The sequence below is a fragment of the Acidimicrobiales bacterium genome (assembly GCA_040219085.1).
Classification (GTDB): Bacteria; Actinomycetota; Acidimicrobiia; order Acidimicrobiales; family JAVJTC01; genus JAVJTC01.
Map to the genome: position 1 here is coordinate 51,366 of JAVJTC010000043.1, position 13,179 is coordinate 64,544.

13 protein-coding genes and 1 tRNA gene are annotated in these 13,179 nt (G+C 70.0%); 5 read left to right on the top strand and 9 right to left on the bottom strand.

Features of this window, described 5'->3' with window-relative positions; genetic code table 11:
- Window positions 1-11 precede the first annotated feature (11 nt).
- On the bottom strand, window positions 12-308 hold the full coding sequence (locus RIE08_17920) for a DUF3263 domain-containing protein (protein MEQ8719485.1): 297 nt from the start codon (window positions 306-308) through the stop codon (window positions 12-14).
- A 226-nt stretch (window positions 309-534) separates the two neighbouring features.
- Here RIE08_17920 and RIE08_17925 point away from each other — a divergent pair, with 226 nt between their 5' ends.
- Window positions 535-1,401, top strand: a complete 867-nt coding sequence (locus tag RIE08_17925) for a transglycosylase family protein (GenBank protein MEQ8719486.1) — start codon at window positions 535-537, stop codon at window positions 1,399-1,401.
- Window positions 1,402-1,436: 35 nt separating this feature from the next.
- Window positions 1,437-1,510 (top strand) — tRNA-Thr (locus tag RIE08_17930).
- Window positions 1,511-1,512: 2 nt separating this feature from the next.
- Here RIE08_17930 and rlmB read toward each other — a convergent pair.
- The 6 genes from rlmB to RIE08_17960 all read right to left on the bottom strand — a co-directional run bounded on the left by rlmB (window position 1,513) and on the right by RIE08_17960 (window position 9,214).
- The gene (gene rlmB / locus RIE08_17935) at window positions 1,513-2,436 is read right to left on the bottom strand and encodes a 23S rRNA (guanosine(2251)-2'-O)-methyltransferase RlmB (protein MEQ8719487.1); all 924 of its coding nucleotides are present in this window, start codon (window positions 2,434-2,436) and stop codon (window positions 1,513-1,515) included.
- Window positions 2,433-2,915, bottom strand: a complete 483-nt coding sequence (gene ispF / locus RIE08_17940) for a 2-C-methyl-D-erythritol 2,4-cyclodiphosphate synthase (protein MEQ8719488.1) — start codon at window positions 2,913-2,915, stop codon at window positions 2,433-2,435. Before ispF ends, rlmB begins: the two co-directional genes overlap by 4 nt.
- A complete protein-coding gene (locus tag RIE08_17945) occupies window positions 2,912-3,550 on the bottom strand; it encodes an IspD/TarI family cytidylyltransferase (GenBank protein MEQ8719489.1) in 639 nt (212 codons plus the stop codon). The genes ispF and RIE08_17945 overlap by 4 nt, the downstream gene beginning before the upstream one ends.
- Before the next feature lie 38 nt (window positions 3,551-3,588).
- Entirely contained in the window at window positions 3,589-5,028 is a 1,440-nt protein-coding gene (gene radA, locus RIE08_17950) for a DNA repair protein RadA (GenBank protein MEQ8719490.1), read from the bottom strand.
- Window positions 5,029-5,120: 92 nt separating this feature from the next.
- Window positions 5,121-6,629 carry an HAD-IA family hydrolase gene (locus RIE08_17955; protein MEQ8719491.1) on the bottom strand — a complete coding sequence of 503 codons (1,509 nt, stop codon included), beginning with the start codon at window positions 6,627-6,629 and terminating at the stop codon, window positions 5,121-5,123.
- Window positions 6,630-6,685: 56 nt separating this feature from the next.
- A complete protein-coding gene (locus RIE08_17960) occupies window positions 6,686-9,214 on the bottom strand; it encodes an ATP-dependent Clp protease ATP-binding subunit (GenBank protein MEQ8719492.1) in 2,529 nt (842 codons plus the stop codon).
- 240 nt (window positions 9,215-9,454) lie between these two features.
- Between RIE08_17960 and RIE08_17965 the strand changes: the two genes are divergently transcribed.
- Genes RIE08_17965 through RIE08_17975 form a run of 3 tightly spaced genes read left to right on the top strand, consistent with a single transcriptional unit; the run spans window position 9,455 to window position 11,135 of the window.
- A complete protein-coding gene (locus tag RIE08_17965) occupies window positions 9,455-10,447 on the top strand; it encodes a polyprenyl synthetase family protein (GenBank protein ID MEQ8719493.1) in 993 nt (330 codons plus the stop codon).
- Between the two features lie 31 nt (window positions 10,448-10,478).
- The gene (locus tag RIE08_17970) at window positions 10,479-10,742 is read left to right on the top strand and encodes a type II toxin-antitoxin system prevent-host-death family antitoxin (GenBank protein ID MEQ8719494.1); all 264 of its coding nucleotides are present in this window, start codon (window positions 10,479-10,481) and stop codon (window positions 10,740-10,742) included.
- On the top strand, window positions 10,743-11,135 hold the full coding sequence (locus tag RIE08_17975) for a type II toxin-antitoxin system VapC family toxin (GenBank protein ID MEQ8719495.1): 393 nt from the start codon (window positions 10,743-10,745) through the stop codon (window positions 11,133-11,135). It begins immediately after the preceding gene.
- Between the two features lie 264 nt (window positions 11,136-11,399).
- Here the strand turns inward: RIE08_17975 and RIE08_17980 are convergent, their stop codons facing one another.
- Both RIE08_17980 and RIE08_17985 read right to left on the bottom strand, forming a co-directional pair.
- Entirely contained in the window at window positions 11,400-12,227 is an 828-nt protein-coding gene (locus RIE08_17980) for an alpha/beta hydrolase (GenBank protein MEQ8719496.1), read from the bottom strand.
- Window positions 12,227-13,177, bottom strand: coding sequence for an NAD-dependent epimerase/dehydratase family protein (locus RIE08_17985; GenBank protein MEQ8719497.1), 951 nt, complete (start codon window positions 13,175-13,177; stop codon window positions 12,227-12,229). Before RIE08_17985 ends, RIE08_17980 begins: the two co-directional genes overlap by 1 nt.
- Window positions 13,178-13,179 lie beyond the last annotated feature (2 nt).

Here is a 13,179-nt window from a genome sequence, read left to right on the forward strand (position 1 = left end):
TCACCGACACTTCATCGCACGGGACGTCCGCCGACTGCGGGCCCCTCGTAACGGGCCCGGCGACGGCGCGCGCGGTGACGGCGGAGACGGCGGACGACGAGGGGGTCGTACGCCACGGCGTGAGGAGAATCGAGAAGCCGCCCGAGGAGCTCGTAGTAACGCGTGCTCGACAGGTCGAAGCGCGCGCGGATCGCCTCGGCCTTGGGCCCCGGCTGGGTCCACCACGTTCTCTCGAAATCGAGTATCGATCGCTCACGTTCACTCAGCGACATCGGGTACAGGTTTCCCGACCCGGGGGTCGGATTCAAGGACCCTCACCCTACAGGTGCCTTTGCTCCCCGGTCGGGCACCCACCCGGACGCGGGTGCGGTGCCGGACCCGACGAACGACATGGATGAAGTTCGTAACGTGTTTGTCACGTTTTCGCCCGGCGACCGTTACCCTTTCTCCCCGGTCGGCCACAGATGCCGATCAGACCCCCTTTCCCCGACTCCGACCGTCGCAGCCCCATGGGCCGACGTTTGAGGAGACACCATGCAGACCAATCCCGTTCGACGCGCGCTCGTCGCGCTCGTGACCACACTCATCGTTGCCTCCGCTCTCGCCACGACCGTGGCTCCCGCAGCCGCCCAGACCGACCCCGCACCACCGTCGGTCGAGACGGAACCGGCAATCGACACGAACCCGACGATCGCGGCGATCCTCACGTCTCCTGACGTCGTGAGCCGCATGATCCTGGTGACCACGGCAGAGGTCCGCAACGCGCTCGCCGACGGGATCCACGCGGCGAGCCGCCTCGTCCAGCCCCGCGAATGGGGTGAGACCTCAGCCGACGTCGCGCTGCTCCAGACGATGATCGACGTCGACCTCGTCGACGGCCTGTACGGACCGGCCACCGCGGTTGCGCACCGGGCCGCCCTCGTGGAGCTCGGCCAGGACCCGGCCGCCACGAGCCCCGGGGAGACGGTCCCGTCGGGCCCCACCGCCACCGCCGCGGCCCCCGCGGCGCCGCCGCTGGTCGAATCAGCGCCCGTCGCCGCCCAGGTCGAGGTCGCTCCCGCACCCGAACCCGCCGCCCCCGATGCTGCTCCTGCGCCCGCGGAGACAGCCCCCGTGGCACCCGTGGCACCCGCGGCCGGCCCCAGCGCCGAGCAGTGGGCAGCCCTGCGCTTCTGCGAGTCCAGCGGCAACTACTCCGTCGTGAACCCCACCGGCACCTTCCGGGGCGCCTACCAGTTCTCCCAGCAGACCTGGAACTGGATCGCCGCCGACCACGCGCCCCAACTGGTGGGCGTCGACCCCGCAGCGGCCTCGCCGGCCGATCAGGACTTCATGGCCTACACGCTCTACGCCGTCGGCGGGCCGGGCCACTGGCCGGTCTGTGGCCGTTATCTGTACTGAAGCACCCTGAATGAGGCCGTAGTCTTGAGGGCCTCGCCGGTATAGCTCAGTTGGCCAGAGCAGCTGTCTTGTAAACAGCAGGTCGTGGGTTCGAATCCCACTGCCGGCTCGTCACGACGGGTTCTCCGTCACTCCGCGGCGGCGGGCGATCGCGAAACACGCGATCGCCGTCGCCGCGGCGACGTTGAGGGAGTTGAGACGCCCGTACATCGGAATGGTGGCGACGACGTCGCAGCGCTCGGCAACCAGACGCGACAGCCCCCGCCCCTCGTCGCCGACGACCAGAGCGATGGGGTCGGCAGCCACCGCGAGGTCCCCGACATCGGTGTCGGCCACGACGTCGAGGCCGACGGTCCAGACCCCGCGTTCGATCAGGTCGGAGATGGCGTTCGGGATCCCCGGGACGCGACACATCGGGAGGTGCTCGATCGCGCCTGCGGCGGCCTTCGTCACCGTCGGCGTTATCCGCGCGGCGCGGTGACGGGCGAGGACCACACCGTCGACCCCGGCGCACTCGGCGGTCCTCAGCAGGGCGCCGAGATTGCCGGGATCGGTGACCCCGTCGACGACCAGTAGGAACGGGTTGGGCCGGCTCGACACCATCCGGGCGAGCGACGTCTCGGGAATGGGTGCGGCGAGGGCGACCACCCCCTGAGGGGCGCCTGTGCGGGCGATCGCGTCGAAACGACTTCCTGACAACTCCTTGAGAGGCACCTTCGCCTCGTCCGCGAGGTCGATGATCTGCTCGAGGATCGGCGCATCGTCGAGACCGGCCTCGAGGATCACCTCGCGCACCCGGCGGTTCCCCGCCAGGAGCAGTTCGTGGACGGCGTGGCGCCCTTCCACCTGATCGCCGCCGAGGCCGTCCTCGCTCGAGCGGCGCACGGGTGTGGTCCCGCGCTGGCCGCCGGCGTCGCGCCGACCCCGCTGCGGGCCGCCCGGACCACGTCCGCCCCGCTTCGGGCCGGACCGGGATCCGCCGCCGCGTCCACCGCCGCGTCCGCGGTCACGTCCGCCACCACCTGGTCGACTCACCCGATCTCCTCTGTCGTGATTGCGGCGATCGCCCAACAGGCGAGCCCTTCGACGCGTCCGATGGCCCCGAGACCCTCCGAGGTGGTCGCCTTGACACTGACCGGTGCGCCGACGGCCTCCGACAGCCGGGCCCTCATCTCGTCGCGCCGGGGCGCGATACGGGGCTTCTGCGCGACCACGGTGCAGTCGACGTTACCGATGCGGTAGCCGGCGTCGGTGACTCGGCGAGCGACGTCGGCCAACAACACGATGGAGTCCGCACCCTTCCAGCGGGGGTCGTCGTCGGCGAAGAGGCCGCCGATGTCACCCAGGTCGGCCGCGCCGAGCAGTGCGTCGGCCACGGCGTGGGCCACCGCGTCGGCGTCGCTGTGGCCGACGAGGGGGACCTCACCGGGGAAGACCACCCCACCCAGGACCAGAGGCCGGGTGGACCCAGCCGCGTCGAAGGCGTGGACGTCGAAGCCGAAGCCGACCCTCATGACGACGCCATCGTCCGCACGACGGCGAGATCGTCGGGGGTCGTGATCTTGATGTTGCGGGTCTCCCCGTCCACCACCACGACCACACCACCCACCGATTCCACCAGAGATGCGTCATCGGTGGCCTCACCGCCGGCGGCGTGGGCCGCCCGCAACATGTCGGCTCTGAACGCCTGGGGTGTCTGCACCGCCCTCAGTGTGGCCCGGTCGACGGCGTGTCCGTCGACGTGACGGATCGTGTCCGTCACGGGAATCACGGGAATCGCCCCGTCGGCGCCGGCCACGACCGCATCGGTGACGGCGCAGAACAGTGCCTCGGTGGCCAGTGGCCGGGCGGCGTCATGGACCACGATGATCTCGACCCCCGCGCCCACCGCGGCGAGCCCGGCCCTCACCGAGCCGGACCTGGTCGCCTCGCCGGTGACGGCATCGTGTCCACGGGCCACGAATTCCGCCGCGAGGTCCTCGCGCCCTGCAGGAACGACCACCACCACAGAGCGTCCATCGGCCGCCGCCACGCGCACCGAGCGGTCGACGACGCGTTCGTCGCCGAGGATCTCGAGTTGCTTCGGGCCGCCGAAACGCGTCCCCGACCCGGCGGCGACGACCACGACGGCGACCTGCGGGGTGGTCATGGCTTTCGTCGTTCCGGTCGTGTCGCCACGACGTCGTTCTAGCCGATCGGACGCGTGGGCCGGTGACGCTGACGGGCATCGGCCCCCGCACGCGGCTTGTGTGCAGCGACCGCTCCGACACCGGTGGCGGCAAGGGCCTCGGCCACGGTCTCCACGACGACCACCTCCACCCCCGGCGGCCGGCGGGCACCGGCGAGCGGCCCGACGACCCGGGTGAAGCCCAGCCTGGCGGCCTCCGCGACCCTCTGGTCCGGGTCTCGGATGCCGCGGATCTCACCTGCGAGCCCCACTTCACCGCATACCGCCACATGGTCGGCGACGACCCGTTCATCCGCCGCAGAGGCGAGGGCGACCGCGAGCGCGAGATCAGCCCCCGGGTCCACGAGGCGGACTCCGCCGACCGCCGAACAGTAGACGTCCGACTTCGACAGGGCGATCCCACCGTGGCGTTCGAGCACCGCGAGGATCTGCGCGAGGCGGGGAGCGTCGAGGCCACGCGTCGAGCGCCGCGGCGACGGCGCCGTGGTTCCGACCACGAGCGCCTGGATCTCCACCAGAACCGGCCGCCGGCCCTCCCGGGTGACGGCGACGACCGACCCACTCACGCCGCAGCGCCGGCCGCCGAGGAGGGTTTCGGAGGGACTCTCCACTGCGACGAGTCCGCTCTCGCGCATCTCGAACAGGCCGATCTCACCGGTGGGGCCGAAGCGGTGCTTCACCGCCCGCAGAATCCGCAGACCGTCACGGCCGTCCCCCTCGAAGAGGACCACGGTGTCGACGACGTGCTCGAGAATCTTCGGGCCCGCGACCGCGCCGTCCTTGGTGACATGGCCGACGAGCACCATCGCGACACCGGTGGCCTTGGCCACCGCCGTCAGGACCTGCGCACAGTGGCGCACCTGGGCCACCGAACCGGGAGCGGACCCGAGATCTGCGTCGACCATGGTCTGGATGGAGTCGATGACGACCAGGCCGGGACGGTGCTCTGCGATGGTCGCCACGACCGCCGCCAGATCCGTCTCCGCCGCCAACAGGACGTGGGTGCCGTCCGCTCCGACGCGCCGGGCCCGCGCCGCGACCTGCGCGGCCGACTCCTCCCCCGCCATGTAGAGGACCGGGCGGTCCGGCCCGGACAGCGAGGCGGCGAGCTGCACCAGCAGGGTGGACTTGCCGACCCCGGGCTCGCCGCCCACGAGGGTCACGGACCCGTCGACGAGACCACCACCGAGCACGCGGTCCACCTCACCGAATCCCGTGGGTGTCGCGCGATCGCCCTTCGTGCTCGCGGAGGCCAGCGACTCGACCGCCGCCGCCGAACCTGCGGCGGGCCGGCCTTGGGCTCCCGACGCCACCTCCACGACGGTGTTCCACTCCTCACAACGGGGACAGCGACCCTCCCACTTGGCGAGAAGCGCCCCACACGAGACGCACTCGAATCCGGGACCCGATTTGGCCAACCTCCCCACCCTTCCTCTCACGCTGGTCTCCGTGCCTCGGCGCACGGCGCCGAACAGGCGTTCGACACGACCTCCACCCTAGACAGCGGCGGTGACAGTGGCGGCGATGGACCTCAGCGCCTGCGCTTGAAGAAACCGGCGAAGCCGACGACCGGGGTGTGTCCACCGCCGTCGTCCGCGGACTCGTCTGTGGTGAACCACGCCGTCGACATCCCGAGGGTGGCGGCCGCGTCGAGGCTGGCGGTGCGGCCGTCGATCATCAGGCAACTCTCGAACGGGACCCCGGTCGAACGGCGGAGGGCCTCGTAGATGCCGGGATCGGGCTTCCGCACGCCGACCTCGGCGCTGACGATCCACGGGTGGACCTGGCTGAGGCCGCTGCGATCCCGGAGCCGCCGCGACCAGTCGGCTACGTCGTTGGTGACCGCGGCGACCGGGATACCCATGCGGTGGAGTTGGCTGAGGAAGTCACGCACCCCGGGCGTCATCGGGATGCGCGACAGATACTGGCCGTCGAGGACGCTCGGGTCCCCGGCCACACCGCAGGCCTCCCAGAGTTGGGCCGTACCGATCCGCCCCAGGGTCGCCTGGCGGTGCGCCTCTGCGATGTCGACCTCGGACACCTCGGACCCCTGTTCGCGCGCGAACGGCACGAGTGCATCGGCTGGTTCGTCCCCGACGCGGTGCAACACCGTCAGGGCGTCCACGACGACGAGACGTAGTCGGCGTTCGGGCCCGCGCGCGGATGCGCCGCGGGACGCCGTTCGCGGATGCGGCGCCGCTCCGGCTCCACCGGCTCGGGCAGCGCCGGCCGACGCCGCGACGCCCGCCGGCGTCGGCGCGCGCAGAGGCTCGGGCGTCCGCACAGCGGGACGTCGGGCGCGGACGCGCCGCTCGTAGAGGGTGGACCCCACGGCGAGGACGACCGCGAGGACGAACAGTGCCAGCGCGGCCCGGCCCACCCAGCGCCACAGGGTGGGACCCAGGTCCTCACGTACCGACGTGACCGAGATCGTGGTCGGAGCCTCGTCGTCGAACGAGGGCGAGTACGTCGTCACCCCCCGGGTGTCCGCGGGGAGTCGCACAGAGACGTTCAGATCGACGGCGTCGGCGAGCGGGCCGAGGTCGCCGGAGAGGTCCTCCCCGACAGGTCCGAAGGCGGAACCGCCCAGGACGTCGGCGAGCATCTGATCGCTGAAGAGGTCCTCACCCGCCGACAGGTCCACGACACCGTCGACGCGCCACCTCAGCTCGGCGAAGACCTCCTCGCGCACGATGACGAAGTCACGGAAGGCCCCGTCGGGCCCGGTCACCTCGTCGAGGACGTCCTGGAGTTGCTCGGGGGTGGAGAACTCCTTGGCCGCCCTGATCCAGGTGAGCCCGTCGGACTCGACCTCGGGGCCCGAGACCACCCACCCCACGGCGGTGAGATCGTCGATCCGCAACTGTGAGCCGATGTCGGGGACGACGGCGAGGGCCTCGTCGTCGAGACCGACGCCCACGGCGACACCACCGGAGCCGTCCTCGTCCACCCGGATGTCGACCGTCGTCGTCACGTTGCACCCCGCCGCCACGATGGCGACGAGGAGCCCGAGTAGGAGGAGACGGATCCGGCCGGTCACGGCCGGACACGATAGGCCGCCGCGGGCTGACGCCCGCGGCGGCTCGGAATCGACGGTCAGTCGGCTGTCACCATCTCCTCGACGGGCGGGGGCGTGAACCCCTCCTTCGCCGTGAAGACGATGCGGTCCTGACCCGGGTTGTCCGGGTCGGGCTCGGTGTCGACGGTGATCAGCTCACCAGCTCGGAATTCCTTCCAGAGGAGCCGCTCGGAGAGCGGATCCTCCACGAGACGCTGGATCGCCCGGCGCAGCGGCCGTGCACCCAGCGACGGGTCGTAACCCCTGTCGGCGAGGAGGACCTTGGACGAAGGCGTCAACTCCAGGCCGATTCCCTGGCTCTCGAGCTGGGACGCGACCCGCTTGATCATCAGGTCGACGATCTGGGTGACCTCGGCCTTGGTGAGCTCGTGGAAGACGATGACATCATCGATGCGGTTGAGGAACTCAGGCCGGAAGTGCGCCTTGAGAGCGTCGTTGACCTTTTCCTTCATCCGCTCGTAGGTGATTGCCTCGTCGGTCTTGGCGAAGCCGAGATTGGCCTTGCGGAGGTTCTCGGTACCGAGGTTGGACGTCATGATCAGCACCGTGTTGCGGAAGTCCACCGAGCGGCCCTGGCTGTCGGTGAGCCGGCCCTCCTCGAGGATCTGCAGCAGCGTGTTGAACACGTCGGGGTGGGCCTTTTCGATCTCGTCGAACAGCACGACCGAGAACGGCTTGCGCCGCACCGCTTCGGTGAGCTGGCCGCCCTCCTCGTAGCCGACGTAACCCGGAGGCGAACCGACCAGGCGACTGACCGTGTGCTTCTCCATGTACTCGGACATGTCGAGGCTGATGAGGGCCTGCTCGTCGCCGAAGAGGAACTCCGCGAGCGTCTTCGCGAGCTCCGTCTTACCGACACCGGACGGGCCGAGGAAGATGAACGAACCACTGGGACGCTTGGGGTCCTTGAGCCCGGCACGTGTGCGGCGGATGGCCTGGCTGACGGCCTTGATCGAGTCCTCCTGGCCGATCACCCGCTTGTGGAGTTCGTCCTCCATCCGCAGGAGCTTGGCTGTCTCCTCCTCGGTGAGCTTGTAGACGGGGATACCGGTCCAGATCGACAGGACCTCGGCGACCGCTTCCTCGTCCACCTCGTCGAAGAGGTCCACGCCGGTGGCGCGGATGTCACTCTCCATCTGCTCGCGGTTGGCGAGGAGCTCCTTCTCGCGATCGCGCAGGCGACCGGCCTCCTCGAAGTCCTGGGACTCGACCGCCGCGTTCTTGCGGTCCACGACCTCGGAGATCTGAGCCTCGATCTCCTTGTACTCCGCAGGCGTCTCCATGCGCTTGATGCGCAGACGCGAGCCCGCCTCGTCGATGAGGTCGATGGCCTTGTCCGGCAGGTGCCTGTCCGAGATGTAGCGGTCGGCCAGATTGGCGGCGGCGACCAGGGCTTGGTCCGTGATCGTCACGCGGTGGTGCGACTCGTAGCGGTCCCGCAGGCCCTTGAGGATCTCGATCGTGTGGGCCACCGTGGGCTCCTCGACCTTGATCGGCTGGAAACGGCGCTCGAGAGCGGCGTCCTTTTCGAGGTGCTTGCGGTACTCGTCGAGCGTGGTGGCACCGATCGTCTGGAGCTCACCGCGCGCGAGCATGGGCTTGAGGATCGACGCGGCGTCGATCGCGCCCTCGGCGGCGCCGGCACCCACCAGGGTGTGGAGCTCGTCGATGAACAAGATGATGTCGCCGCGGGTCTTGATCTCCTTGAGGACCTTCTTGAGGCGTTCCTCGAAGTCACCGCGGTACCGGCTACCGGCCACGAGCGCCCCGAGGTCCAACGTGTAGAGCTGCTTGTCGGTGATCGTCTCTGGGACGTCGTTGTCCGCGATGCGCTGGGCGAGGCCCTCCACGATCGCCGTCTTGCCCACGCCGGGTTCGCCGATCAGGACCGGGTTGTTCTTGGTGCGGCGTGAGAGGACCTGCATCACCCGCTCGGTCTCGCGCTGACGCCCGATGACCGGGTCCAGCTTCTTCTCGCGGGCCAGCTGGGTGAGGTTCCGACCGAACTGGTCCAACACGAGCGAACCACTGGGGCCGGAGTCCCCGGAGCCGCCCGATGTGGCGCCCGCCTTCTCGGGCCGGTCACCGGAGGACTGGCCGCCGGGGCCGCTGTAGCCCGACAGGAGCTGGATGACCTGCTGACGCACACGGGAGAGATCCGCGCCCAACTTGACGAGGACCTGCGCGGCGACACCCTCGCCCTCGCGGATGAGCCCGAGCAGGATGTGCTCGGTGCCGATGTAGTTGTGACCGAGCTGGAGCGCCTCCCGCAGGGACAGCTCCAGCACCTTCTTGGCACGTGGCGTGAACGGGATGTGCCCACTGGGCGACGAACCACCCTGGCCGATGATCTCCTCGACCTGGTTACGCACGGCCTCCAGGGAGATGCCGAGCGACTCGAGCGCCTTCGCGGCGACGCCTTCGCCCTCGTGGATGAGCCCGAGCAGGATGTGCTCGGTGCCGATGTAGTTGTGGTTGAGGAGGCGGGCCTCCTCCTGTGCAAGGACGACCACCCGCCTCGCCCGGTCGGTGAATCTCTCGAACATCGCTGGACCTCCGGCGCCGCAGACGGTGGCTTCCGAGTGTAACCCCGAGGGGGTTTTGCCCACGGGCCGGGGGCCCGACGGCTCACTCGCGGATCGGCGCATCTCGATGGGGGTGCCGTCCTGGGGGGTGGCGCGTGAAAGAACCAACGCACCGGGACGACACGTTGTTCCCAGGCCGTCATCGCACCGCCCCGACCGTTGGACTCGGCGCGGACCCGGGTGGCACCTATCCTCAGGGACGTGCAACAGGCCGACCCACTGCGGCTCCTACCGGACCTCACCGACGACCTCGCCCGCGTCGAAGACCGCCTCCACGCCGAGGTCGGCAGTGACCTGCCATTCCTCACCGAGGTCGCGGCCCATCTGATAACCGCCGGGGGCAAACGCATCAGGCCGGGATTCGCCATCGCCGCCGCAGCCACCGCCTACACGCCGACGCGGCCCGTCCACGACGACGTGATCGGCGGGGCATCCGCTGTGGAACTGGTGCACCTCGGATCGCTCTATCACGACGACGTCATGGACGACGCCACCACCCGGCGCAACGTCGCGAGTGTGAACGCGGCCTGGGGGAACCACCGGGCCATCCTCGCCGGGGACTTCCTACTGGCCCGCGCGTCCGAGATCGCGGCCGGCCTCGGCACCGAGGTCTCCCAGATCCTCGCGTCGACGATCGCCGCCCTGTGCGAGGGCCAGATACGCGAACTCCAGGACAACTACAACGTCGACCGCACCGTGCGCGACTACGAGGCGTCAATCACCGGCAAGACGGCGTCGCTGCTCGCGGCATCGTGTCGGATCGGGGCACTCACCGGTGGCGTCGACCGGGCGGGCGTCGAGGCGCTCACCGAGTTCGGGCACAGCTACGGCATGGCGTTCCAGATCGTCGACGACATCCTCGACGTCGTCGCCACCGACGAGCAACTCGGAAAGCCCTCGGGCAACGACCTCGCCGAGGGCAACTACACGCTTCCCGTCATCAACACGATGCGGAACCCCGGTGGTGACAAGCTCCGGGCGATCCTGGGTGGCCCGCTCACCGACGAGCAGTGGGCCCGGGCACGCGAGATCGTCCGTTCCGATGGCGGCGTGGCCGAGGCGCTCGAGACGGCCCAGGCGTGGGCGGACAAAGCGGCCGGGTCACTGACGTCGCTGCCCGACAACGACGCCGCGAACGCACTGCGGGCCGCGGGCGATCACCTCGTCGAACGGGTGTCGGCACCGATCATCTGAGATCGGATCGTGATGTGCTACTTTGTAGCACATGAGTGAGGTCGGGATCCGCGCCCTGAAGCAGAACGCGTCGGCCGTCGTCGACCGGGCCGCCGCCGGGGAGACCGTCACGATCACACATCGGGGCCGTCCCGTGGCGCAGATGACAGCGATTCCGACCTCCCGGCTGCAGTCGCTGGTCGATGCCGGACGAGCACGAATGGCACGGGGTGACATCACAGCTCTGCCAGGCCCGGCACCCGGCCCGGCTCTGTCCGAAGAACTCGATCGCATGCGGACCGACGACAGGTACTGAGTGGCCTTCTATCTCGACACCTCCGCCCTCGTGAAACTCGTCGTCGCCGAAGCCGAAACCGAGGCGCTCCGCGAATGGCTGGCCGCCGCCGAACGGAACCCGGTGACCTGCGAACTGGCCCGCACCGAGTTGATGCGGGCCGTACGTCGCCGCGCACCGGAGGCGATGGTGCGCGCCCGACTGGTGCTCGACGCCGTCACGGTCCTCGAGGTGCCTTCGCCCACGTTCGACCGGGCAGGCCGCGTCGATCCGACCTCCCTGCGGACGCTCGATGCGGTCCACATCGCGGCAGCGCTCGACCTGGGCGACGACCTCGAGGGTCTCGTCGCCTATGACTCCCGACTCTCCGAAGCGGCCGAAGCCAACGGCATCCCCCTCACCTCGCCGGTCTGACTTCACCTCTGCACTCGCAGCGGTGACGCCGCACGAACACCGGCGGCACTCTTCGTCTCCGACCGCAGGCCCTGATGTACGCGATTGCGTACATCAGGGCCGTTTCGCGACTGGGGCTATTCGGCCGACCCGCGGAGACCGGCCGCAATCTCAATGCCCCCCGAGTACATCCAGGAGTGCCAGACGGGCGCGGTGGTACTTGTTGCCGGAATGCCCGGGCCCGCTCGGTCGCCTCGACGCGATCCACCCAGCGACGAACGCTGATCATGGCTTCGCCGCTGCAGCGGACCCGAGGATCTCGTCGTAGAACCCGCCCACCGCGTCGTTGTAGCGACCCGCACGCATGACCATGAACCCGTGCGCAGCCGACGAGATGACCTCCAGACGCGCGTCGGGGATCGCCTCGGCCAACTCCTCGGAGTCGGCGACCGGCGTGAGGATGTCCTGGCTGCCGACGATCACGAAGGTCGGCACGGCGATCTCACCGAGATACCCGCCGACCGCTTCAGGGGCGTCGACCAACGCCTGCAACTGGGCCACCACGCCGGGCACCGGCGCACGGATGATCAGGGGCGCCACCACGGGCGAGATCGGCCACAGGCGCCGCAGGTGCCGCGCCGCCACCACCCAGCGGATGTTCTCCTGCGCAAGGGCCCGCGAACCCTCGGTCAGCGCGATCTCGATCCACTCGGTGAACAGCGCGCGCCTCCAGGACTTCATCCGAGAGGCCGTGCACGCCAGGACCAGGGAACGAACCCGTGCGGGATGTCGGATGGCGACGATCTGGGCGAGCACCCCGCCGAGCGACGCCCCCATCACGTGCGCGGAACCGATCCCCTCGGCGTCCATCACGGCGATGACGTCCGCCGCCATGACCTCGAGGTCGTAGGGGCCTGCCGGGACGCCGCTCGCACCCGAGCCACGGTTGTCCAGCGCGACCAACCTGAACCGGCGGCGAAGGGCGGGCCACTGGCGCACCCAACCCCACCGGTCCGCCCCGAGGCCCATGATCAGGACCAGGGGCTCGCCATCGGCCGCCCCGAAGACCCGGTAGGAGATCTCGGTTCCGTCCGCTGCCCGCGCCGTCGCCATCAGGGGGCGGAGACGTGGTCGCGGCTCTCCCACGCATGCAGATCCGCCACGATCTCGCGGGTCGAGTACCGGGCCGTGAAACCGAGGTGGCTCGTCGCGTGCGCGGTCGTCGCGCGACGACCCCGTCGCAGGAGCTCACGCACGTGGTCCGGCAGTGGACTCCCGACGATCTCCGTCACCGATCGGGTCAGCAGCAACCCGGCCGCCGGCAGCGGGACCGGCAACCGGCGCGCGGACCAGGTGGCATACCAGGGGTCGACCGCATCCGCTGCGGCGATGTTCACGGGACCGTCGAATCCCCGCAGGAGGGCCGACTCCGTCGCACGTGCGACGTCGTCGAGGTGCACCAGTTGGAACAGCGGCCGCCGCAGCGTGACCGGGACGACGGGCAGACGGAGGTAGCGCGCCAGCGGGCTCGGCATGTGTGCACCCGCGATGGGGGCGAAACGCAGAATGGCGAGGGGTGCACCCATCCGCCCGGCGACCTTCTCGCACTCGGCCTCGGCGGCGGCCACGATCCGGCCGAAACCCGAGGTCGGGTCACGGGGCGCCGTCTCGTCGGGGACGTCGGCACGACCCCCGCCGCGGCCGTACACCTCCAGTCCCGAACGCACGACGATCCGTTGCACCGTGCGCACACCGATCACCGCGCCCATGAGCGCGTCGGTCAGAGCGGCTGTCCGTTGCACTGCCTCGCCGGGCGTCGAGCGGGCGTTCGGTTCGTAGATGCCGAAGTGCACGACGGCGGTCGGCGCGAACTCGTGCACGAGCGACACGAGGCCGTCGGCATCACCGGGACGAACCAGATGGAACTCCGTGCGTTGGAGCCGACGGCGGGGCGGCTCCAGATCCACACCGCAGATGGCATCGACCTCGGCGAGAGCTTCCAGGCGGCGCGCGACCCTCGTCCCGATCTCGCCGCCGAGACCGGTCACGAAGACGCGCTCCACGC

Coding starts and splice junctions, on each gene's coding strand:
- ispF (MEQ8719488.1), bottom strand. CDS start 2,915: ATGAGGGTCGGCTTCGGCTTCGACGTCCACGCCTTCGACGCGGCTGGG.
- RIE08_17960 (MEQ8719492.1), bottom strand. CDS start 9,214: ATGTTCGAGAGATTCACCGACCGGGCGAGGCGGGTGGTCGTCCTTGCA.
- RIE08_17980 (MEQ8719496.1), bottom strand. CDS start 12,227: ATGGCGACGGCGCGGGCAGCGGACGGAACCGAGATCTCCTACCGGGTC.
- RIE08_17970 (MEQ8719494.1), top strand. CDS start 10,479: ATGAGTGAGGTCGGGATCCGCGCCCTGAAGCAGAACGCGTCGGCCGTC.
- RIE08_17925 (MEQ8719486.1), top strand. CDS start 535: ATGCAGACCAATCCCGTTCGACGCGCGCTCGTCGCGCTCGTGACCACA.
- RIE08_17945 (MEQ8719489.1), bottom strand. CDS start 3,550: ATGACCACCCCGCAGGTCGCCGTCGTGGTCGTCGCCGCCGGGTCGGGG.